Here is a 22,118-nt window from a genome sequence, read left to right as displayed (position 1 = left end):
GGAAAATAGGGTGAATTGGTTTGTGGTGTCAAGCGATTCAGGTGGTCAGCCGCCTCTCTGGAACAGCAGTTCCAGTACGAATTTGCTGCCGTAGAATGCCAGCATGAGCAAGGCGCACCCGGCCAGAGTCCAGCGGCTGGCCGTCATTCCCCGCCACCCTTTGGTGTACCGGCCTACCAGCAGGCCAATAAACACCATAAGCGAGAGCATGGAAAACAGCGTTTTGTGGGCCAGGTCCTGGGCGAACAGGTCTTCGATAAAGACTGCGCCAGTCACAATGGCCAGCACCAGCAGAACAACGCCCGCCCAGACCATTTCAAACAGCAGGGACTCCATGGTTTGCAGCGGTGGCAGGTTGCGGACCAGCAGGCTGTTGTAGTTGTGCTTGAGCTGCCGGTTCTGGAAATACAGCAGCACCGCCTGAATGGCGGCCAGGGTGAACAGGCTGTAGGCGGTCACTGATAGGGCGATGTGCGACAGCATGCCATAGCTCTGGTCTGGCACAAGGCGGGAGGGGGTGTGGGTGATCAGCGCCATGACAATCGTCAGTGCTGCGATAGGGTAGGCTCCGAGGAACAGGCTTGCGACCGGCTTGGTCAGGTTGAGCCCCAACAACAGAAACACGATCAGCCAGGATATGAGCACGGAACTTTTGAAGAAGCTCAAATCGAAGCCACCATCCATGTGCACGGTCTGGGCAATCAGCAGGCCATGGGCAATCAGTGCCAGGATGCCAATCAGGGTGGTGATGGCCAGATTACTCTGTACCCGCCCCCTGAAATGCAGCGCCTGCAGGGCGGTTCCAACGCTGTAAAGAAAGAGTGCGGTAACCGCGAGAATCAGCGTTCCCATGACATCCTTAGTGTGTTGCCTTGTAATGAAAGCGGGCACGGAGTTGTTCAGAGGCTCCGTAGTCTGGGTATAATGTCGCGATTATGCAACAGGAATCAAGCAGCCCGGGCTGGCTTCTTGATTTGTGTGAACAATTTCTCCGGGGTACGGAAGAGCAACATGTTTGAGAACCTCCAGGACCGGCTATCCGGTAGCTTGCGCAAGATCTCCGGCCAGGCACGCCTGACCGACGACAACATCAAAGACACGCTTCGCGAAGTTCGTATGGCGCTGCTGGAAGCGGACGTCGCGCTGCCGGTAGTCAAGGATTTCATCGAAGGTGTCCGGCAGCGCGCTATTGGTCAGGAAGTCCAGCGCAGCCTCACGCCGGGCCAGGTGTTTGTAAAGGTTGTCCAGCAGGAGCTGGAGCGTGTGATGGGCGAGGGCAATGAATCCCTCAACCTGTCTACCCGGCCGCCGGCGGTGATCATGATGGCTGGCTTGCAGGGGGCTGGTAAAACCACGACGGTCGCCAAGCTCTCCCGCTTCCTTAAAGAGCGTCAGAAAAAATCCGTGCTGGTGGTCAGTGCCGATATCTATCGGCCGGCGGCCATCCGGCAGCTGGAGACCCTGGCCGGTGAGGTGGGTGTCGAGTTTTTTCCCAGCACCACCGAGCAGGACCCAGTGGATATTGCGAACGGTGCCATAGAGGCGGCGCGGCGCAAGCATATTGATGTGGTCATTCTCGATACCGCCGGTCGCCTGCACGTAGACGAGCAGATGATGGGCGAGATCGGGCGGCTGCATAAGGCCGTGAGCCCGGTAGAAACCCTGTTCGTGGTTGATGCCATGACCGGTCAGGATGCCGCGAATACCGCCAAGGCGTTCAACGATGCCCTGCCGCTGACCGGTGTGGTACTGACCAAGACCGATGGCGATGCCCGGGGTGGTGCGGCGCTGTCCGTGCGCCATATAACTGGCAAGCCGATCAAGTTCCTGGGTGTTGGCGAGAAATCTGATGCTCTGGAGCCGTTTTATCCGGACCGTGTTGCTTCCCGCATTCTGGGTATGGGGGATGTGCTTTCCCTTATTGAGGAGGCCGAGCGCAAGCTGGATAAACAGAAGGCCGAGAAACTTACCAAAAAGATCAAGAAGGGTAAGGGGTTTGATCTGGAGGATTTTCGCGACCAGCTCCAGCAGATGAAGAACATGGGTGGCATTGGCGGCCTGCTGGACAAGTTGCCTGGCATGGGGCAGATGGCCCAGATGGCGCAGCAGCAGGTCAATGACAAGTCGGTTGGCCAGATGGAAGCCATCATCTGCTCCATGACGCCCAAGGAGCGCCGTTACCCGGATGTGATCAACAACTCCCGCAAACGCCGCATTGCCGCCGGCTCCGGCACCCAGATACAGGATGTGAATCGACTGCTGAAGCAGCACAAGCAGATGCAGAAGATGATGAAGAAATTTGGCAAGAAAGGCGGAATGGCCAACATGATGCGTGGTCTTGGTGGTATGATGCCGCCCGGCGGCGGTGGTGGTGGCATGCCCCCGTTCGGCCGTATGTAAAAAGCCTTACATATAAAATGGGGAAACCGAGCGTTTCCCTGTTTTCATTGGCGCTTTTTTGGCATAGAATAGCGCCCCTTTCGAGTATGGGTCTTCTCGTCAGCCGCCAGTCGGCATGGTGAGAATCGTACAAAGTTCGTACAACAGAACAGGATATTGGTCGAAATGGTAACAATCCGTTTGGCTCGTGGCGGCTCCAAGAAGCGCCCGTTCTACCATCTGACAGTCACTGACAGCCGTAACTCCCGTGACGGCCGTTTCATTGAGCGTGTTGGTTTCTTTAACCCGGTTGCCCGCGGCCAGGAAGAGCGTCTGCGTGTAAATCGTGAGCGCGTTGATTTCTGGCTGGGCCAGGGCGCCCAGGCAAGCGATCGCGTTGCCCAGCTGCTTAAAACTGCTGGTTAATTGCACGTAAAGACCGGGGTTTGACAGGCATGACACAGCATCCACAGGAAACTGTGATCGGCCAGATCACCTCGGTGTTCGGGGTCAAGGGTTGGCTTAAAGTCTTCTCTTATACTGATCCCCGGGAAGGGATGCTGGCTTATCGTGACTGGACCCTGGTCCTGGACGGTAAGCGTATCCCGGTAAAGCTTGAGGAGGGTCGCCGCCAAGGGCAGGGGATCGTCGTCAGGCTTAAAGGTGTTGATGATCGTGAGCTGGCCCGTACCTATGGCGGTGCCGAGATCCGGGTTCCAACCGAGCAGTTGCCGGAATTGCCTGAAGGGGAATTCTATTGGCACCAGCTGGAGGGGCTTGAAGTGTTCACGGTTGAGGGTGAGTGCCTGGGTAAGGTGCATCACCTGCTGGAAACAGGCTCCAACGATGTCCTGGTGGTGCGCGCAACGGCGAGCTCCATTGACCAGCGCGAACGGCTTATCCCCTATCTGCCTGATCAGGTGGTTCACGGGGTAGATCTGGACAACTCGCGCATGGTGGTCGACTGGGATCCGGAGTTCTGACGGGTGTGGATTGGCGCGGTCAGTCTGTTCCCGGAAATGTTTTCTGCGGTGACGGATTACGGTATTACCGGCAGGGCAGTTCGTGAAGGGTTACTGACCTTCAACTGCTGGAATCCCCGGGATTATACCCACGACCGACATCGCACGGTGGATGACCGGCCCTATGGCGGCGGCCCCGGAATGCTGATGAAAATTCAGCCTCTCAGGGATGCCATCCATGAGGCCAGGGCATCGGCACCCGGCAAGGCCTGTGTGGTCTACCTTTCGCCGCAAGGTGAAAGGCTGGATCAGTCGGTGGTGGAGTCTCTGGCCGCCGAACAGCAGCTGATTCTCGTTGCCGGTCGTTATGAAGGCGTAGATGAGCGCCTGATATCGGCGGAAGTCGACCGGGAAGTGTCTCTGGGGGATTTTGTCCTCTCAGGCGGCGAACTGGCGGCGATGGCTGTGATTGATGCGGTAACACGCCTCATCCCCGGAGCGCTGGGTCATGCGCAGTCAGCGGAGCAGGATTCCTTCGCTGACGGTTTGCTGGATTGTCCGCACTATACCCGGCCCGAGGTTTACGAAGGTCAGGCGGTGCCGGAAGTTCTTTTGGGCGGTCACCATGAACAGATCCGGCGTTGGCGATTGAAAGAATCGTTGAGGCGAACCCGGGAGCGACGCCCCGACCTGCTGGAAAAGCGGGTGCTTACGGAAGAAGAGCGTCAGCTTCTGGAAGAAATTTTTAACGAACCGGGTGTCTCTGAGTCATCAGGGCATTGAAAGATTGGGTATCAGGAGCATTACGATGAGCGGCAAGAACAACATCATCAGTCAACTTGAAGCAGAACAGATGACCAAGGAAATCCCTGCGTTCGCGCCGGGTGACACCGTGGTTGTTCAGGTTCGCGTAACTGAAGGTAACCGTGAGCGTCTGCAGGCGTTCGAAGGCGTGGTTATCGGCAAGCGCAACCGTGGCATGAACTCTTCCTTCACTGTTCGTAAGATCTCTTACGGCGTGGGCGTTGAGCGTACTTTCCAGACCTTCTCCAAGCTGATTGACAGCGTGAGCGTGAAGCGTCGCGGTGACGTGCGTCAGGCCAAGCTTTACTACCTGCGCGATCTGTCTGGCAAGGCAGCTCGTATCAAGGAAAAGCTTAACTGATTCAAGCTTCTGGCTGATCAGTAACAAAAAAAGCAGCCTCGAGGGGCTGCTTTTTTTATGCTGTAATGCCGACAGGCAGCCAGTGAAGAGGTGTCATCTTGCCCCGGCCAGACGATGAGCAGTTGATAACCCGGTTTTCCGATGCCATCTGGCTGGAAGATGGCCTGGGTGAGAAAACCCGTCAAGCCTATGCCAGTGATTTGTTCAGGCTGGCCGATTGGTTGCAGACCCAGCCAGGTAGCCCAGTACTCCGTGATGCCAGGCGCACCGATCTTCTGGCCTGGATGTCGAGAGGGCTTGCGGATGGCCTCAAAACCAGTACTGCAGCCCGGCGGTTGTCTGGCATTCGTCGTTTTTATCGCTTCCTGCTGCGTGAAGGCCTGATTGCCGAAGATCCCACCCTCAGAATCGACAGCCCGCGGTTGCCCCGGCGGCTGCCGGATACCCTGACTGAAGATGATGTGGATGCCTTGCTCACAGAGCCGGACCCGCAGGAGCCAATAGAGCTGCGCGACCGGGCCATGTTGGAAATTCTGTACGGTTGCGGACTGCGGGTATCTGAGCTGACCGGGTTGACGGTTGATCAGGTTAATCTGCGTCAAGGGGTTGTCCGCATCAGTGGTAAAGGCGGCAAAGAACGGCTAGTGCCCTTGGGTGAAGAAGCCGTGGACTGGTTGGTTCGCTACATGAAAGAGGCCCGCAACGAGTTGTTGAAGGGCAAAAGCAGTAACGCCCTGTTTCCCGGTAATCGGGCCGCGGCCATGACTCGCCAGACCTTCTGGCACCGAATCAAGCATTATTCAATTCGTGCAGGCATCCATAAGCCTATTTCTCCGCATACCCTGCGCCATGCCTTTGCCACGCATCTGCTTAATCACGGCGCTGATTTGCGGGTGGTGCAGATGCTGCTGGGGCATTCCGATCTTTCGACGACTCAGATCTACACCCATGTGGCGCGCCAGCGGCTTCAGGATTTGCACCAGGCACACCATCCCCGGGGCTAATCTGGTATGTTAGCCGGATGAACTTTTGCTGAGTGGCGGTGTCGCATCACAAGGTTTCGAAATTACAAACACAGAAGGTAAGTTAACCCTATGAATCTGAATATTGTGGCCGTTGTGGCGGGTCTGGTGATGTCGCTGACCTGGGTTTCCGGGGCGAGTGCTGCCGACGCCGAGGATCGAATTGCCAAGCGCCTGATGGATGCGGTTCCTGGTCTGAAAGTGACCTCGGTGCGGGAATCGGAGGCGGCTGGTCTTTACGAAGTGCAAAGCAACAATGGCGACACCATTTACACCACGGCCGACGGTGTATACCTGCTGACCGGAGATCTGTTGAAGATTACCGACAACGGTATAGCTAACGTGTCAGAGGCGTCGCGGGCCGGGCAGCGGCAAGAGCAGATGGCGGCGTTTGCCGGCAAGGGTGTGATTACCTACCCGGCGAAGGGTGAGCAGAAGGCGGTCATTGACGTGTTTACCGACATTGATTGCCCCTACTGCCGGAAAATGCACGATGAAGTGCCGCAGTTAAACGACTATGGCATCACCGTGAACTACTATGGTTTCCCTCGTTCCGGCCCTGGAACTCCCTCGTTCACAAAGTACGTGTCGGTCTGGTGCGCTGAGGATCAGCAGGAGGCGATGGACGCAGCCAAGGGTGGAAAGTCCGTGCCCGAGAAAAGCTGTGATAACCCGGTCGAGGAACAGTACCGCCTGGGTGGCCAGGTAGGGGTCACCGGTACGCCGGCCATTCTTCTCGAAGACGGTAACATGGTCCGGGGCTACGTACCTGCGCGAAACCTGGCCGAAGGTCTCGGGATTCTGTAATTTTCCCCGGAGCTGTCGCACAGCTCCGACGTTTATCGTGTTAACTGCAACGGATTCAGGGCTTATTCAGAGGGCCCCGAATCGGTATACTATTGCCCTTTGTTGCAATCCATCAGCACCCCATCGGGATCAGAGGTGAGAGCTTGAAAGACGTTAATGTCGGAATTTGCGGACTGGGAACCGTTGGCGGCGGTACATTCAATGTCCTGACTCGCAATGCCGCGATTATTGCGGGGCGTGCGGGCTGCAATATCCGGATTACCCGGGTGGCCAGTCGCCATAGCCGGGATGACCTGGAGCTTGGCAGCGTTCCTTTCAGCACCGACATCTTCGATGTGGTGAATGATCCTGACATTGACATAGTGGTTGAGCTGATTGGTGGCTATGATGCCGCCAAAGAGCTGGTACTGGCCGCGATTGCCCAGGGCAAGCATGTGGTTACCGCCAACAAGGCGCTGATTGCCGTGCACGGTAACGAGATTTTTGAGGCGGCCGAGAAAGCCGGCGTTGTTGTCGCCTACGAAGCCGGCGTTGCCGGTGGTATTCCGGTGATCAAGGCGGTGCGTGAAGGCCTGGCGGCCAACCGCATCGACACCATTGCCGGCATCATCAACGGCACAGGTAACTACATCCTGACCGAGATGCGCGCAGGTCGTGAATTTGGTGAAGTGCTTAAGGAAGCTCAGGCCCTGGGTTACGCAGAGGCAGACCCGACCTTCGATGTGGAAGGTATCGATGCAGCCCACAAGCTGACCATCCTTGCAGCGTCAGGTTTTGGCGTTCCGCTGCAGTTCGAGAAAGCCTACACCGAAGGCATTTCCGGCATTACGCCTTACGATATTTCCCATGCGGAGCTCCTCGGCTACCGGGTAAAGCACCTGGGTATTGCCCGTCGCCGTGATGACGGTATTGAATTGCGTGTCCACCCAACGCTGGTGCCGCAAAGTCACCTGATTGCCCAGGTGGATGGCGTGCTCAATGCGGTGCTGGTAGATGGCGATGCGGTAGGGCAGACCATGTACTACGGCCCTGGTGCCGGTGACGAGGCCACAGCATCTGCGGTGATCGCAGACATCGTTGACGTAGCCCGCGCGGTTGCCAGCAACAGTCAGCAGCGTGTTCCCTATCTGGGCTTCAGCCCGGAGGCTCTGGAAGACCTGTCGGTCCTGCCAATGGAAGATGTGCAGTCGGCTTACTACCTGCGTATTCAGGCCTTTGACCATCCGGGTGTGCTGGCCAAGATTGCCGCGATCCTGAGTGAGCATGGCATCAACATCGAGTCGATCATGCAGAAAGAGTCCGAATTCAAGGATGGCCGCATCCCGGTCATCATCCTGACCCACACGGTTCAGGAACGCCAGATGAACCTGGCCATCGAGGAAATGGAAGCCCTGGCCGACATCGATGGCAAGGTTGTCCGTATTCGCGCTGAAAACTTTAACTGACAGGTACGCACGTGAGATACATCAGTACACGGGGTGAAGCGCCCGCTCTGGGCTTTGAAGACGTTCTTCTGACTGGCCTGGCCACAGACGGCGGCCTGTATGTGCCGGAATCACTGCCGCACTTCAGTGTGGAAGAAATCCGCAGCTGGCGTGGGCTCCCTTATGCAGAGCTGGCTTACAAGGTGATGTACCCGTTTGTGGAAGACGCCATTCCGGCGGATGATTTTCGCAAGATGCTGGGCGAAACCTACAGCGTATTCAGTCACCAGGCGGTCGCGCCCCTGGTGCAGCTGGACACCAATGAGTGGGTGATGGAACTGTTCCGGGGCCCCACGCTGGCGTTCAAGGACTTTGCCCTGCAGCTGTTGGGTCGACTGCTGGATTACGTCCTCGAGAAGCGCAAGCAGCACGTGGTGATCATGGGTGCCACCTCCGGTGATACCGGCTCTGCCGCCATCGAAGGGTGCCGCCGTTGCGAGCATGTGGATATTTTTATCCTGCATCCGTACCAGCGAGTATCGGAAGTACAGCGCCGGCAGATGACTACGGTGCAGGGTGACAACATCCATAACATCGCGGTCAAGGGTAACTTCGATGACTGCCAGCGCATGGTCAAGGAAAGCTTCGGCAACCAGTCCTTCCTGGGCGGCAAAACCCAGCTGGCGGCGGTGAACTCCATCAACTGGGCGCGGATCATGGCCCAGATCGTTTACTACTTCCAGGCGTCCCTGGCGCTGGGTGGCCCGGACCGCAGCATGGCGTTCTCGGTGCCCACCGGTAACTTCGGTGACATCTTTGCCGGCTACCTGGCCAAGAAGATGGGCCTGCCCATCAGCCAGCTGGTGATTGCCACCAACCGCAACGATATCCTGCATCGCTTCATGAGCGGCAACAAGTATGAGCAGCACCAGCTGGAGCATACCCTGTCGCCAAGCATGGATATCATGGTTTCCAGCAACTTCGAACGCCTGCTGTTTGACCTGCATGGCCGTGATGGTGCTGCCGTGAAAGACCTGCTGGAGCGGGCAGCCAAGGGTCCGGTCAGCATCGAAGACTACCGCTGGAAGCACGCCCGCAAGCTGTTCGACAGCGACGCAGTGGACGACAAAACCACCTGCGACACCATTCGGGACATCTACGAGAAGAACGAATACCTGCTGGACCCGCACACTGCCATCGGCGTGCGCGCTGCCCGCAACTGCCGCCGCGACAGCACTGTGCCGATGATTACCCTGGGTACCGCCCACCCGGCCAAGTTCCCGGACGCCATCTCCGAGTCTGGCCTGGTTGTGAAGCCGCAACTGCCGGCCCACATGGCAGACCTGTTTGAGCGGGAAGAGCGCTACACCGTGCTGGATAACAACGTGTCCGAGGTGCAGGGCTTTATCGCCAAGCATTGGAAGAACGCCTGATCCGGCATGACTCCCAAAAAGATCCTGCGTCGCCCCCAGCCGTCTGAAGTGACGGGCTGGGGGCAAAACTTGCCGCCCATCCTTCGCCGTTTGTACGCCGCCCGCGGTGTGCAATCCGACGACCAGCTCCAGTACACCCTGAAACACCTGGCTTCACCCCTGCAGTTGCGTGGTATTGATCGCGCTGTTGAACTGCTGGCCGAGGCCATTGCCCAGAAACAGCGAGTGATGGTGCTGGGGGATTTCGATGCCGATGGCGCTACCAGCACTGCCGTCGCCATGCTCGGGCTGTCCATGCTCGGTGTTGTAGCCATTGATTTCCGGGTGCCCAGCCGCTTCTCCGATGGCTACGGCCTGACGCCGGGCATCATTCACCGGTTACAGGAAGAAGGCGACCTGCCTGATCTGATGGTGACCGTCGATAACGGTATTTCCGCCATCGAAGGTGTGCGTGCTGCCCGGGAACTGGGCATCAAGGTGGTCATCACCGATCACCACCTGGCCGGTGACGAACTGCCAGACGCTGACGCCATCGTTAACCCCAACCAGCCTGGTTGCCCATTCCTGAGCAAGAACGCCGCCGGTGTTGGCGTGATGTTCTACGTGCTCACCGCCCTGCGCAAATACCTGCGGGACAATAACCGGCTGCCAGACCCGGAACCCAACCTGGGCAGCCTGCTGGACCTGGTGGCCCTGGGCACTGTGGCAGACGTGGTGCCGCTGGACCACAACAACCGGATCTTCGTGGAGCAGGGCATCCGCCGTATCCGCAAGGGCGAAGCCCGACCCGGCATCCTGGCACTGCTGGAAGTCGCCGGCCGCGACTACACTGAAATCAGCGCCGCGGACCTGGGGTTTGTGGTGGGCCCACGCCTGAACGCCGCCGGCCGACTGGACGACATGAGCATCGGCATCGCCTGCCTGCTCGCCGACAGCCGCGACGAAGCCCTGCGCCTGGCCCGGGAACTGGACAACTTCAACCGCGAACGCCGCAGCATCGAAAAAGACATGAAAACCCAGGCCCAGGACCTGCTTGCCTCCATGTCCCTCGACATCGAAGGCCTGCCCTGGGGCCTGGCCCTGTTCGACCAGGACTGGCACCAGGGCGTGATCGGCATCCTGGCCGCCAGAATCCGCGAGCAGACCCACCGCCCCACCATCGCCTTCGCCCCCGATGACGACGGCGAACACCTGAAAGGCTCCGCCCGCTCTATCCCCGGCCTGCACATCCGCGACGCCCTGGCCGTGGTCGACGCGAAAAACCCGGGCCTGATGAAAAAATACGGCGGCCACGCCATGGCCGCCGGCATGACCATCGCCCGGGACGACCTGGAACGTTTCAGCAACGCCTTCGACCAGGCCGTGCGCGATACCCTGAAACCGGAAGACCTGGAAGCCGCCATCACCACCGACGGCCCTTTGGGCCCGGAAGAGTTGAAGCTCGACACCGCCTACCTGCTTAAAAGGGCCGGCCCCTGGGGCCAGCATTTTCCGGAGCCGGTGTTTGACGGCGAATTCCGAGTGGTGAGCCAGCGGATTGTGGGCGAGAACCACCTGAAGCTGGTGCTTCAGCCGTTTGAGGGCGGCGGCATTATTGATGGCATTGCGTTCAACACCGGCCCGGAAGTGCCGGACTTTACCCGGAGTGGGGCGCGGGTGGTTTACAAGCCGGATGCCAATACCTTTCGGGGGAGAACCAACCTTCAGTTGTTGGTGGATTATCTGGAGCCATTGGGCTGAACTCTCTTTGGAGATTGGCGCTAGAGAAGGGTGGGGTCTGACCCCGAGGGTCAGACCCCTTTGAATCCGTCGAGTGTGGGCGCCCCGAACGCATTATGGGCGCAGGGTGGCTGGTAGCCTTTCCGGGAGTATCGAAAACAGGGATGTTTTCGCTAAGCGTACATGGACGTATTTACAGCGTCTCCCGGAAAGGCTACCAGCCACCCTGTGCTTGCACTGATCTCGGAAAGCCCTACCTCGCACGGTGCTTACTCCAAGCCATGAATAGCTGATTTAACCCACAAATTCCGGTAGAATCCGCCCTCTGTTTTTATCGCCCCATTTTCCAAAGCGAGACAAGGTTTCATGGAAATTAATCCCATAGTGACGAAGATCAAAGAGCTTCGCGAGCGCACCGAAGCGCTGAGGGGGTATCTTTGACTACGATCAGCGAAGTGAACGACTGGTCGAAGTAGAACGAGAACTCGAACTCCCCACCGTATGGGACGATCCCGAGCGGGCCCAGAACCTGGGTAAAGAACGCTCCGATCTTGAACTGATCGTCAAAACCATCGACAACCTCACCAACGGCCTGAGCGATGCCGAGAGTCTGCTCGACATGGCCGTGGAAGAGGATGATGAAGGCACCGTCGACGAAATTCAGGCCGACCTGGAAAGCCTCGATGGCGAGCTGGAAAAACTTGAATTCCGCCGCATGTTCTCCGGTGAAATGGACGCCAACAACGCCTACCTGGACATCCAGGCCGGCTCCGGCGGTACCGAAGCCCAGGACTGGGCCAACATGCTGCTGCGCATGTACCTGCGCTGGGCCGAGCGCCGTGGTTTCAAGTCTGAAATCGTTGAACTGCAGGAAGGTGAAGTGGCCGGCATCAAGAGTGCCACCATTCACATCCAGGGCGACTACGCCTACGGCTGGCTGCGTACCGAAACCGGCGTACACCGCCTGGTGCGCAAATCCCCGTTCGATTCTGGCAACCGTCGCCACACCTCCTTCTCTTCCGTGTTTGTGTCACCGGAAGTGGACGACAGCTTCGAAATCGAAATCAACCCGGCGGATCTGCGGGTCGACGTGTACCGCGCCTCCGGTGCTGGTGGTCAGCACGTTAACCGGACCGAATCCGCGGTGCGACTGACCCACAACCCCACCGGCATTGTGGTGGCCTGTCAGGCCGGCCGAAGCCAGCACCAGAACAAAGACCAGGCCATGAAGCAGCTCAAGGCCAAGCTCTTTGAACTGGAAATGCAGAAGCGCAACGAAGAGAAACAGAAAGCCGAAGACTCCAAGTCTGACATCGGCTGGGGTAGCCAGATCCGCTCTTACGTGCTGGATGACAGCCGTATCAAGGACCTGCGCACCAAGGTGGAAACCAGCAACACCCAGTCGGTGTTGGATGGTGACATCGACAAGTTTATTGAAGCCAGTCTGAAGATGGCGCTGTAATCAGCGCCATTCACCCACACCCGGACAATCCCGACTTCTTAGTGAGCCAAAATGACTGAACACACCCAGAACGCTGCACAGCCCGAGGACAACAAGCTGATTGCCGAGCGCCGCGCCAAACTGGCAAACATGCGTGAGCAGGGCAATCCGTTCCCGAACGACTTCCGTCGCGATGCCACCGCTGCCGAGCTGCAGGAAAAATATGGTGACAAATCCAAGGAAGAGCTGGAGTCCCTGGGCATCAAGGTGGCCATTGCCGGCCGCATGATGCTCGACCGCAAGGCGTTCAAGGTGGTCCAGGACATGACCGGCCGCATCCAGATCTATGCCTCCAAGGATGTCCAGAAAGACACCAAGCACTGGGATATGGGCGACATCGTGGGCGTGCGCGGTACCCTGTCGAAGTCTGGCAAGGGCGATCTGTACGTCACCATGGAAGACTACGTGCTGCTGACCAAGTCTCTGCGCCCGCTGCCGGAGAAGCACAAGGGCCTGACCGACACCGAAGCCCGCTACCGTCACCGGTATGTGGACCTGATGGTGAACGAAGACAGCCGCCGCGTGTTCCACGCCCGGTCGAAGATCATCAACACCATGCGCCAGTACTTCACCGAGCGTGACTTCATGGAGGTGGAAACCCCCATGCTGCAGGTGATCCCCGGCGGCGCCACCGCCCGTCCGTTCGTGACCCATCACAACGCCCTGGGCATCGACATGTACCTGCGCATTGCCCCGGAGCTGTTCCTCAAGCGCCTGGTGGTTGGCGGCTTTGAGCGGGTGTTCGAGATAAACCGCAACTTCCGCAACGAAGGGCTGTCGACCCGGCACAACCCCGAGTTCACTATGGTCGAGTTCTACCAGGCCTACGCCGACTACCACGACCTGATGGACCTGACCGAAGACATGCTGCGCACCATCGCCCAGAAGGTGCTGGGTACCACCACGGTGATCAACACCCGGGTGCTGAAAGACGGTAGCGAAGAAACCATCGAATACGATTTCGGCAAGCCGTTCGAGCGCCTGACCGTGGTAGACGCCATCTTGCGCTACAATCCAGACATCACCCGCGAGCAACTGGCAGACGACGCACAGGCCCGTGCCGTGGCGAAGAACCTGGGTATCCACGTGAAGGACATCTGGGGCCTGGGCAAGGTGCAGATCGAGATCTTCGAGGCCACGGCCGAACATCGCCTGATGCAGCCCACCTTTATCACCGAGTACCCGAAAGAGATCTCTCCGCTGGCCCGTTGCAAAGACAGCGACCCGTTCGTCACCGAACGCTTCGAGTTCTTCGTCGGCGGCCGCGAAATCGCCAACGGCTTCTCCGAGCTCAACGACGCCGAAGACCAGGCCGAACGCTTCCAGGCCCAGGTGGCCGAGAAAGACGCCGGCGACGACGAAGCCATGTTTTACGACGACGACTACGTGATGGCGCTGGAATACGGCCTGCCGCCTACCGCCGGTGAGGGCATCGGTATCGACCGCCTGGCCATGCTGCTGACCAACTCGCCGTCCATCCGCGACGTGATCCTGTTCCCGGCCATGCGCCCGGAGCACAAAGCCGAACAGAAACCGGAAAGCGAGTAAGCCCATGCACCCTGCCGAGGCACTGGCTCAACAACTGAAGCCCGGCCGCGGCTGGGATGATTGGCTGGCGGACGAGTTCCGCCAGCCCTACATGCTGCAACTGGCCGAATTCCTGGCCGCCCAGGAACAGGCGGGCAAAGTACTGTTCCCGGAGCAGAGACACTGCTTCAACGCCCTGAACAGCACACCGCTGAACCAGGTCAAAGTCGTCATCCTCGGCCAGGACCCCTACCACGGCCCCGGCCAGGCCCACGGCCTCTGCTTCTCCGTCCGACCGGGCGTGCCTACACCGCCGTCGCTGGTGAACATCTTCAAAGAAATCGAAACCGACCTGGCCATCACCCCGCCAGACCACGGCTGCCTGCAACCCTGGGCAGAACAGGGCGTATTGCTCCTGAACGCGGTGCTCACCGTCGAACAGGGCAACGCCGGTGCGCACCAGAACAAGGGATGGGAAACCTTCACCGACAAAGTAATCGAAACCGTCAACCGGGAGCGGGAGGGCGTGGTGTTTCTGCTCTGGGGCAGCTACGCCAGGAAGAAAGGCCGGCACATTGACCGCAATCGTCATCTGGTTCTGGAAGGACCGCACCCGTCACCGCTGAGTGCTTATCGAGGGTTTTTCGGTTGTCAGCACTTCTCGCAAGCTAATGACTGGCTGCAGAAACAGGGAATAGCTCAAGTTGATTGGGCTCTGCCAGATAAAGTGCAGCTTATCCATAGATATGCGAAGAGCTGAAGGCTCTCTTGGAAGTAGTCTTTGCGGCGGGGTTGAGCTCACAAAACCTTGCGGAGCCAGGGATGGCGGAGCAGAGCGTACAGGGAAGTATTCACAGCGTGTTTTGGGAGCTCAACCCCGCCGTAAAGACGGGCGTCAAGCTCCTTGATTCTATGGGTGATGTGAAGCTTACTGAAGCAGCGCCATCGCCGCTTCCATCTGAGCGTTGAGATCCTCCTCCTCGCTCATGTCGATATTCGGATCCAACCCCAAACGCCCAAAGGCAGGAATGGTATTCCAGTCCATCTCCGTCCACGGGTGATCCGTACCCGCCACCAGTTGCAAATTCGCCACCATCACCAAATCGGCATAATCCGCCGCCGGCACCTCACGCTGGAAATTGGCATACTCCAGCGGCACATTCTGAAGATCACTCGGGAAATCCCACTTCTTCAGAATCAGCGCACCAATGCGCGGGTGCAGCTGATCAATCACATTATCCAGCATGATACTGCTGATCTGGATGTCCCGGTCCTCCACATAGCGCAGAATCGGCAGCACCCCAATCAGGTGAACAAGCCCTGCCAGCGTGGCCTGATCCGGTTTGAGCTTGGTGTAATGCTGGGCCAGAACGTGGCACACGCCGGCCACTTCAGTGCTGGTTTGCCAGGTGGCGCGCAGGCGCTTGTCGACCATGTCTGAGGTGGCCTGGAACATCTGCTCCATGGCCAGACCCATGGCCAGGTTGCTGGTGTAGGCCATGCCAAGGCGGCTGACCGCCATGTTCAGGTTTTCAATCGCGCGGCTACCCCGGAACAGCGGGCTGTTGCACACGCGGATAATCCGGGCAGAGAGGGCTGTGTCGTTACTGATGACCTTGACCAGGTCAGCGATTGCCGAGTCTTCGGACTCGGCGATGTCCCGAACCTGAAGCGCCACCTCCGGCAGGGTTGGCAGCACCAGTTTGTCATTCTCAATGGCGTCGGTCAGGTCAGCCTTGATGGTATCTACAATGTTGGCCATGGTCAGTAACGTTCCGCTTGTCTGGGTGCGCTGCTCGCGCGCACGGGGTAAACCGGTATGTGGTTTAATTTATAGCAAATTTTTCCGGTTTTTCCTGTCAACTTATGTATCTGCCTGCGTTGCGGGCTGTTGCTCGGGCACCGGGTAAGGCAGCGGTTGCATAGTCACGGTCACCGTGTTCATGCCTTCCAGGGCCAGGGTGCCTTGCTGAGCGTCGTGCCGGATAACCGCCAGCATCTCACCCGCCTGTTCAGACGTGAGCTCTGCGTTAACTACCTCGCCAACGCTCTTGCCCTCGCACAGCAGCCTGGTGCCGGGTTCCGGCGCAGTGTCGGAACCCTCAAAACGCAAGCGGAACAAGCTCTTCTTGAGCTGCCCCAGAAAGTGCATTCTGGCGATTACTTCCTGGCCGGTGTAGCAGCCCTTCTTGAAATGAACGCCTTGCAGGTGTTGCAGGTTGAGCATCTGCGGAACATAGGCCTCCCGGGTCTGGGCCGTTAGCCAGGGCACGCCGGCGGAAATGCTGGCAGCGTTCCAGTGTGCCATGGGCAACTCGGGCAGTTCCTCCGGCAGCGGTTGATCTCCCTCGAGCTGCCACCATTCGTAGCGGGCCGTCTGGTCACTGGTATCCTCGATTCGAATCAGGATTCCGGAACCGGTGGCCAGCGTCTGCCCCGGCCGGGAAAGCGATTCGGCTGCGTCGCCGCAGGCAGTGATGGCGGCTGGTTTACCGGTCAGGCCAAGGATTCGGGCGGAAGGCAGCACGTCCATGCTGGTCCCACGAAACAGCATCAGGTACTTGCGGAGGTGGCTCAGGGTGTCATCCGCCAGCTCGGCATCCAGATCCATCAACAGGTCCTGGCCATGCCGTACCATGCGGGTCACGCAGTAAGCTCGTCCCTTGGGTGTGCAGGCGGTTGCCCGCAAAGACTGGGTCTGTGTCACCTCATCCACATGCTGGGAAAACTGGCCCTGGACAAACTTGTCGGCACCGGGGCCGCTGATGCGTACCACCCGTCTGTTGGTGAGCTGGGTGTACCCGGCGTCAGACGAATAGTGTGGCCGAGGGTTTTCCGTGGGGTTCATCGTGATCTCCATGTTGGGTCAGCGGAGTTCAGTGTGCGTTACGAGTATGGCCGATTCTCAGCCATACCCGCAGGCGTCGGAACTCAGGCTCGGGAGCATTGGCTTGGAATGGCCCGATCTTGCCGGTAATCATTACCATGATGCTACCTGATCTGGAGTCTTGGGGGTGGAGTTTCAAGATCAGGCAGGACGCACCCAGGGTACTTGAGGCGCAGACCCGAACGGGTGTCTCGTGGCCATCGCCGAACTGGCAGGTTATGCCGCCGCTGTCGGTGCGCAGGGCCTTAACGGCCCTGGGGCTGCGTAACAGGCCATAGCGCCGGAAGTTTCGCCAGGCGAAAGCGATAGTGACCGGCCCTACCATCAGTAACCAGAGGCTGGTTTCCAGTGCCGCACCAATGGCAAAAGCGCTGAGCAGTATCCAGGGTGCACTGGCCAGCAGGCCCGTGATGCCGGAGGGGGATAGAGTCAGATCAATCCGGCTGGACACGGTTCAGGATGATGTCAACGATGCGCTGAAGATCCGGGTCTTCCGGCCGGCTGCGTTGCATGAACCATTCGAACATATCGGTGTCTTCGCAGCTCAGCAGTTTCTTGTATCGGGCCTGGTCGTCCGGCTCGAGATCCCGGTACGCTTCCTCCAGGAAGGGCAGCAGCAGAACATCCAGTTCCAGCATGCCCCGGCGGCTGTGCCACCACAGGCGGTGAAATTCGGTATGGTCGTTGGACGCATTGGTGTCTGACATAGTCGGTTGCCTTGAAAAAGAGTGGAGTCTCCCTGTCAGCCCGTCAGGGAGACAGCGTGCGATAAGTGGTGGGTACCAGAACCGTGTCTTGCGGATCGTTCAGCAGGCCCGGGTAGTCCAGTGTGTAATGCAGGCCGCGGCTTTCCTTTCGCTGCAGGGCCGAGCAGATGATCAGATCGGAAACCGTCACCAGGTTACGCAGCTCGATCAGGTCATTGGTAACCCGGTAATTGCTGTAGAACTCGCCGATTTCCCTGGACAGCAGATCCACCCGGTGCTTGGCCCGCTGCAGACGTTTGGTGGTGCGCACAATGCCCACGTAGTCCCACATGAAATGACGTAATTCGTCCCAGTTGTGGGAAATCACAACGTCTTCATCGGAGTCCCGTACCTGGCTTTCATCCCAGTCTGGTGCGACGGGCGGCTCCGGTATGTCGGATTCCCGCCGGGCAATGTCGGCGGCAGCGGCGCGTCCGTACACCAGGCATTCCAGCAGGGAGTTGCTGGCCATGCGGTTGGCACCATGCAGGCCGGTGAAGGCAGCTTCGCCCACCACATACAGCTGGTTGATGTCGGTGCGAGCCCGTTCGTCGCTGACAATACCGCCGCAGGTGTAATGGGCGGCCGGCACCACCGGAATGGGCTCCCTGGTGATGTCGATGCCAAACTCCCGACACTTTTCGTAAATGGTGGGGAAGTGGTGCTTGATGAAATCCGCCGGTTTGTGGCTGATGTCCAGGTACAGATGGTCCGCACCCAGGCGTTTCATTTCATGGTCGATGGCCCGGGCGACGATATCCCGGGGCGCCAGTTCGGCACGTTTGTCGAACCGGTCCATGAATCGGCTACCGTCTGGCAGTTTCAGCACGCCGCCTTCGCCACGAACCGCTTCGGTAATCAGAAACGATTTGGCATGTGGATGGTACAGGCAGGTGGGGTGAAACTGGTTGAATTCCATGTTGGCCACCCGGCACCCGGCCCGCCAGGCCATGGCGATGCCGTCGCCGGATGCACCGTCCGGATTGGTGGTGTATCGGTAGGCCTTGGAGGCGCCGCCGGTGGCAATCACGGTAAACCGGGCGCGGAACAGTTCTACGTGGTTGTCTTCCAGGTTCAGTATGTAAGCGCCTACGCATCGGTTGCCTGGCAGGGCGAGTTTGCGGTTGGTGATCAGGTCTACTGCTACCCGGCCCGCTTTAAGATCAATATTGGGGCGAGCCTGGGCCTGGCTGGCGAGTGTGGTCGACACCGCATGGCCGGTGGCGTCGGCGGCATGGATGATGCGCCGGTGGCTGTGGCCACCTTCCCGGGTCAGGTGGTAGTCTTCGCTGTCGTCCTGGCGGGTAAACTTTACGCCCGAATCAATCAGCCACTGGATGCTCTCTTTGCTGTGCTCCACGGTAAAGCGCACGGCATCTTCATGGCACAGGCCGCCGCCGGCGTTGAGGGTATCCAGGATATGGTTTTCAACGGAGTCGGCATCATCAATCACCGCAGCAATGCCGCCCTGGGCCCAGAGTGTGGCGCCGGAACTGATGTCTGCCTTGCTGACCACGCACACGCTGAGGTGCTCCGGCAGATTGAGCGCTACGGTCAGGCCGGCAGCGCCGCTGCCGATAATGAGAACGTCGTATTCGAAGGACTGTGGCATTGAGTCGTTATCGCGGGCCATAATGTGGACGTGTATTGAACTAAACTTTACGCTTGCTGTCTATTTGGCCTGATGGATAAGCCGCCCGCCGGTTGCTGTCCAGGACCATGGGTTCATGATCGAACGCCGGAAGAGCCGAATGACACAAGCAGCAAATCTTATCAAGGCCACTCCGTTGGCCACCAAGACAGGACATTCTGTTACGTCGTCCATGACTCCTGATAACGACTGGAAACCGGGTGAGCAGACCGACAGTCAGACGGATCTGCAGTTGGTGCGCAAGGTTCGCAATGGCGATCGTGCGGCCTTTGATCTGCTTGTGGTCAAGTATCAGTCGCGGGTGGCCTCCATCATCAGTCGATACGTCTACGACAGCCAGGAAGTAATGGACCTGACCCAGGAAACCTTTGTCAAAGCGTTCCGGGCGGTCGAGCGGTTTCGTGGCGACAGCGCGTTCTACACCTGGCTGTACCGGATTGCCGTTAACACCGCCAAGAACTATCTGGAAGCCCGTGGTCGCCGGCCGCAGGGCTCGGCGGACTCAGCGGATGCAGAGAACTTTGACGATGGTGGTCGGCTGCGGGATGTCGCTTCTCCAGAGCGGCTGTTGCAGCGGGAGCAGCTGCAAAAAGCACTGTCGGAAGCAATAGCAGGCCTGCCTGAGGAACTTCGTTCCGCTTTTCTGCTCAGGGAATATGATGGCCTGAGTTATGAGGATATCGCCCGGATTCTGGAATGCCCGATCGGAACCGTTCGGTCGCGGATATTCAGGGCCCGGGATGCAGTGGACCGGCACTTGGGTCCCTTGCTCAATCATTCAGTGACGTAAATGAGGTTGCATCCGATGGATGAGCGTCTCAGAGAAACCCTGTCCGCGATGATGGACGACGAAGCAGATGAACTATCGGTTCGTCGCCTGTTGTCTCATGGTAATCAGGATGAGGTCAGAAACCAGTGGCAACGCTGGCAACAGGTTCGTGACCTCATGCATGAAAGTCATGGCCCTGAAGAGAGCGTCGATGTGGCGGTGGCTGTACGTGAGGCCCTCGATGGTCATGTACGCCCTGAACCTTCAAGGCTCAAGACTCAGGTTGCCGCAGGCTCCTACTGGCGATGGCCGGTGGCGGCGATGGTCGTTATGGCTCTGGTCATCGGATTTGGCGCCGGCGCCGGATGGGATGGGCAAACCCAGGAGCCGGTGGCTGCGGTGGCAGTGACTGAGCTGTCTGATGAGGATGCACTGGCTTTGTCTGCCAGGGTAGAGGAAGTTGCCTTGCAGCGCCTGGACGAAGAACAGCTTAAACAGATGCGCCAGTTTATGCTCGAACACGCGCAGCATAACAGCGTTGGCGCAGGCCGGGGTTCTGTTGGTTATGCCCGGCTGGTGAGTGCCAGCAGTGGCTACTGACGTTGGGGAACGGCCGATGACGTGGGTGGTGAGCAGCCTGGTGTCCCTGGGCCGAAGCGTGTTCGCCGGTGTGCTTGCCGGAATGTTGATCATGCTGCCTGTTCACGGAGCCAATGCTGAGACGAGCAACGAACCTGCTTCTGCGGATCCCGCTGATGCGATGTCGTGGCTGGAGCGCCTGGGACCGGCTTTGAACATGACCTCTTACCGGGGTGTCTTCGTCTATGCCCGTGGGGATCAGGTCCATTCCATGAAGATTGCCCATCGTTTTCGGGATGGCCAGGTGGAAGAGCGACTGGTCATGCAGGATGGCGGCAGTGGCGAGATTGTCCGTAAAGGCATGAATGTGGTTTGTGTGCTCCCTGACCGTGGTCGGGTGAGCCTTAACGAAGTTATTCCTTCTGGCCCGTTTGCCGAGGCGTTCACCAGTCAGCTGATGCCGTTTGGGCAATGGTATCGCTCAGAGCTTGCGGGTGAAGATCGCATCGCCGGTTATGACGTGGTGACCATTGCGTTAACCGCCCGTGATGACGAGCGATACAGCCATCGGCTGTGGATGGAGAAAGACACCGGCTTGCTGGTCAAGAGCCAGGTGCGCGATGGTGATGGGGAAGTGCTGGAGCACTTTCAGTTTACCAGTCTCGAAATTACCGATGAGATCGCCGACGAGGAGCTGGAAATACAGACCCAGGGGCGCGAAATAACCCGCACGCTGGCGACCAGAGACCCTCAGCAATCGGTGGTCGGCCGCATGAGCGGCTGGACTCTCAACTGGCGGCCGGAGGGCTTCGCACCAGCGGCCGCGCCGCGGTCTGGCAAGGGCAAAGCCGTCGCTTTCTCGGATGGCCTGGCAGCGTTTTCGGTGTTTGTCGAACCGGTTGGCCAGTTGAAAATGCCGACAGGGGCCTCGCGGGTGGGGGCAACCACCATATACATGCGCGAGATCCTGGTCGCCGACAGACCGTTCCTGGTTGCCGTTGTGGGCGAGATTCCCCCGCGTACTGCCCGGAAAGTGGCAGATGCCGTTGAAATAGATGACGCCCTGGCCCTGGAGTTATCAGGCCTGTGATCACCGAGACTGGCAAAGTGGTGGCCCTGAGTGGCGACAGCGTCTGGGTGCAAACCATCCGTGTCAGTGCCTGTCAGAGCTGCTCCGCCAGGGCCGGTTGCGGCCAGAGGGCGTTGGCCAAGGTATCCGGAGGGCGAGCAAATCAGGTTCTGGTGGCGAATACCGTGGGTGCCAGGGTTGGGGATGAGGTGGTGATCGGTATCGATGAACAGTCACTCCTTGCGGCATCCCTGGCTGTGTACGGTGCTCCGCTGCTGATGATGGTGCTGGCCAGTATCGCCGGTTATCGATGGTTGGGTGGTACTGACGCTGCGGCCATCTTGGGCGCTCTTGCAGGGCTGGGGGCAGGATTCTGGTGGGTACGTCGATGGCAGCGTCGGAGTGGTGATAAATACCAGCCGCGGCTGATCAGGGTGAACAGCACTCATTCCGTGACATGTCTGTGAACCCTACCGTT

At 58.8% G+C, this 22,118-nt stretch carries 23 protein-coding genes; 17 read left to right on the top strand and 6 right to left on the bottom strand.

The genetic code is table 11. The annotated features are described in order from the left end of the window. Positions 1 to 45: 45 nt before the first annotated feature. Positions 46 to 852, bottom strand: coding sequence for an inner membrane protein YpjD (locus J122_RS10705; RefSeq protein WP_061332298.1), 807 nt, complete (start codon positions 850 to 852; stop codon positions 46 to 48). Positions 853 to 1,011: 159 nt separating this feature from the next. Here J122_RS10705 and ffh point away from each other — a divergent pair, with 159 nt between their 5' ends. From ffh to ung, 13 genes are all read left to right on the top strand, one after another. Further along, positions 1,012 to 2,400: a signal recognition particle protein gene (ffh, locus tag J122_RS10700; protein WP_061332297.1), complete on the top strand. Its 1,389-nt coding sequence runs from the start codon at positions 1,012 to 1,014 to the stop codon at positions 2,398 to 2,400. 165 nt (positions 2,401 to 2,565) lie between these two features. After that, the gene (rpsP, locus tag J122_RS10695; RefSeq protein WP_058091782.1) at positions 2,566 to 2,805 is read left to right on the top strand and encodes a 30S ribosomal protein S16; all 240 of its coding nucleotides are present in this window, start codon (positions 2,566 to 2,568) and stop codon (positions 2,803 to 2,805) included. Between the two features lie 29 nt (positions 2,806 to 2,834). After that, positions 2,835 to 3,362: a ribosome maturation factor RimM gene (rimM, locus tag J122_RS10690; protein WP_061332296.1), complete on the top strand. Its 528-nt coding sequence runs from the start codon at positions 2,835 to 2,837 to the stop codon at positions 3,360 to 3,362. 3 nt (positions 3,363 to 3,365) lie between these two features. Beyond that, positions 3,366 to 4,124: a tRNA (guanosine(37)-N1)-methyltransferase TrmD gene (gene trmD / locus J122_RS10685; RefSeq protein WP_061332295.1), complete on the top strand. Its 759-nt coding sequence runs from the start codon at positions 3,366 to 3,368 to the stop codon at positions 4,122 to 4,124. Between the two features lie 25 nt (positions 4,125 to 4,149). Further along, positions 4,150 to 4,506: a 50S ribosomal protein L19 gene (gene rplS / locus J122_RS10680; protein WP_022988899.1), complete on the top strand. Its 357-nt coding sequence runs from the start codon at positions 4,150 to 4,152 to the stop codon at positions 4,504 to 4,506. Between the two features lie 98 nt (positions 4,507 to 4,604). Further along, entirely contained in the window at positions 4,605 to 5,510 is a 906-nt protein-coding gene (gene xerD, locus J122_RS10675) for a site-specific tyrosine recombinase XerD (RefSeq protein WP_061332294.1), read from the top strand. Between the two features lie 90 nt (positions 5,511 to 5,600). Further along, a complete protein-coding gene (locus J122_RS10670; protein WP_061332293.1) occupies positions 5,601 to 6,335 on the top strand; it encodes a thioredoxin fold domain-containing protein in 735 nt (244 codons plus the stop codon). Between the two features lie 143 nt (positions 6,336 to 6,478). Continuing rightward, on the top strand, positions 6,479 to 7,780 hold the full coding sequence (locus J122_RS10665; RefSeq protein ID WP_061332292.1) for a homoserine dehydrogenase: 1,302 nt from the start codon (positions 6,479 to 6,481) through the stop codon (positions 7,778 to 7,780). Positions 7,781 to 7,791: 11 nt separating this feature from the next. Further along, positions 7,792 to 9,192, top strand: coding sequence for a threonine synthase (gene thrC, locus J122_RS10660; protein ID WP_061332291.1), 1,401 nt, complete (start codon positions 7,792 to 7,794; stop codon positions 9,190 to 9,192). A 6-nt stretch (positions 9,193 to 9,198) separates the two neighbouring features. Continuing rightward, positions 9,199 to 10,932 carry a single-stranded-DNA-specific exonuclease RecJ gene (gene recJ, locus J122_RS10655; RefSeq protein ID WP_061332290.1) on the top strand — a complete coding sequence of 578 codons (1,734 nt, stop codon included), beginning with the start codon at positions 9,199 to 9,201 and terminating at the stop codon, positions 10,930 to 10,932. A gap of 345 nt (positions 10,933 to 11,277) precedes the next feature. Beyond that, a protein-coding gene (prfB, locus tag J122_RS10650) for a peptide chain release factor 2 (RefSeq protein ID WP_156471748.1) occupies positions 11,278 to 12,373 on the top strand; the annotation gives its coding sequence in 2 pieces (ribosomal slippage) (positions 11,278 to 11,349 and positions 11,351 to 12,373; 1,095 coding nt in all). Between the two features lie 51 nt (positions 12,374 to 12,424). Continuing rightward, positions 12,425 to 13,960 carry a lysine--tRNA ligase gene (lysS, locus tag J122_RS10645; RefSeq protein ID WP_061332288.1) on the top strand — a complete coding sequence of 512 codons (1,536 nt, stop codon included), beginning with the start codon at positions 12,425 to 12,427 and terminating at the stop codon, positions 13,958 to 13,960. Positions 13,961 to 13,964: 4 nt separating this feature from the next. Then, positions 13,965 to 14,699, top strand: a complete 735-nt coding sequence (ung, locus tag J122_RS10640) for a uracil-DNA glycosylase (protein WP_061332287.1) — start codon at positions 13,965 to 13,967, stop codon at positions 14,697 to 14,699. Positions 14,700 to 14,867: 168 nt separating this feature from the next. On the opposite strand, the gene J122_RS10635 is transcribed toward ung, so the two are convergent. The 5 genes from J122_RS10635 to nadB form a co-directional block, all read right to left on the bottom strand. Then, positions 14,868 to 15,701, bottom strand: a complete 834-nt coding sequence (locus J122_RS10635; RefSeq protein ID WP_058091731.1) for an HDOD domain-containing protein — start codon at positions 15,699 to 15,701, stop codon at positions 14,868 to 14,870. 102 nt (positions 15,702 to 15,803) lie between these two features. Then, on the bottom strand, positions 15,804 to 16,787 hold the full coding sequence (locus tag J122_RS10630; RefSeq protein ID WP_082780557.1) for a YgfZ/GcvT domain-containing protein: 984 nt from the start codon (positions 16,785 to 16,787) through the stop codon (positions 15,804 to 15,806). A 28-nt stretch (positions 16,788 to 16,815) separates the two neighbouring features. Continuing rightward, positions 16,816 to 17,277 carry a hypothetical protein gene (locus J122_RS10625; protein ID WP_061332285.1) on the bottom strand — a complete coding sequence of 154 codons (462 nt, stop codon included), beginning with the start codon at positions 17,275 to 17,277 and terminating at the stop codon, positions 16,816 to 16,818. Then, positions 17,261 to 17,533: a succinate dehydrogenase assembly factor 2 gene (locus tag J122_RS10620; protein WP_061332284.1), complete on the bottom strand. Its 273-nt coding sequence runs from the start codon at positions 17,531 to 17,533 to the stop codon at positions 17,261 to 17,263. Before J122_RS10620 ends, J122_RS10625 begins: the two co-directional genes overlap by 17 nt. Before the next feature lie 43 nt (positions 17,534 to 17,576). Continuing rightward, a complete protein-coding gene (gene nadB / locus J122_RS10615) occupies positions 17,577 to 19,184 on the bottom strand; it encodes an L-aspartate oxidase (protein ID WP_178338774.1) in 1,608 nt (535 codons plus the stop codon). Positions 19,185 to 19,323: 139 nt separating this feature from the next. Here nadB and rpoE point away from each other — a divergent pair, with 139 nt between their 5' ends. Genes rpoE through J122_RS10595 form a run of 4 tightly spaced genes read left to right on the top strand, consistent with a single transcriptional unit; the run spans position 19,324 to position 22,107 of the window. Further along, positions 19,324 to 20,013, top strand: a complete 690-nt coding sequence (gene rpoE, locus J122_RS10610; protein WP_061332282.1) for an RNA polymerase sigma factor RpoE — start codon at positions 19,324 to 19,326, stop codon at positions 20,011 to 20,013. 15 nt (positions 20,014 to 20,028) lie between these two features. Then, on the top strand, positions 20,029 to 20,592 hold the full coding sequence (locus J122_RS10605) for a sigma-E factor negative regulatory protein (protein WP_061332281.1): 564 nt from the start codon (positions 20,029 to 20,031) through the stop codon (positions 20,590 to 20,592). A 16-nt stretch (positions 20,593 to 20,608) separates the two neighbouring features. Then, entirely contained in the window at positions 20,609 to 21,661 is a 1,053-nt protein-coding gene (locus J122_RS10600; protein ID WP_156471747.1) for a MucB/RseB C-terminal domain-containing protein, read from the top strand. Further along, positions 21,658 to 22,107 (top strand): SoxR reducing system RseC family protein, encoded by a 450-nt coding sequence (locus J122_RS10595; RefSeq protein WP_061332280.1) that lies wholly within the window; start codon positions 21,658 to 21,660, stop codon positions 22,105 to 22,107. Before J122_RS10600 ends, J122_RS10595 begins: the two co-directional genes overlap by 4 nt. The last annotated feature ends 11 nt before the right edge of the window (positions 22,108 to 22,118 follow it).

The sequence above is a fragment of the Marinobacter excellens LAMA 842 genome (assembly GCF_001574445.1).
Classification (GTDB): Bacteria; Pseudomonadota; Gammaproteobacteria; order Pseudomonadales; family Oleiphilaceae; genus Marinobacter; species Marinobacter shengliensis.
The sequence above is the reverse complement of the archived record's forward strand: the minus strand, read 5'-3'. Positions and strand labels throughout refer to the sequence as shown.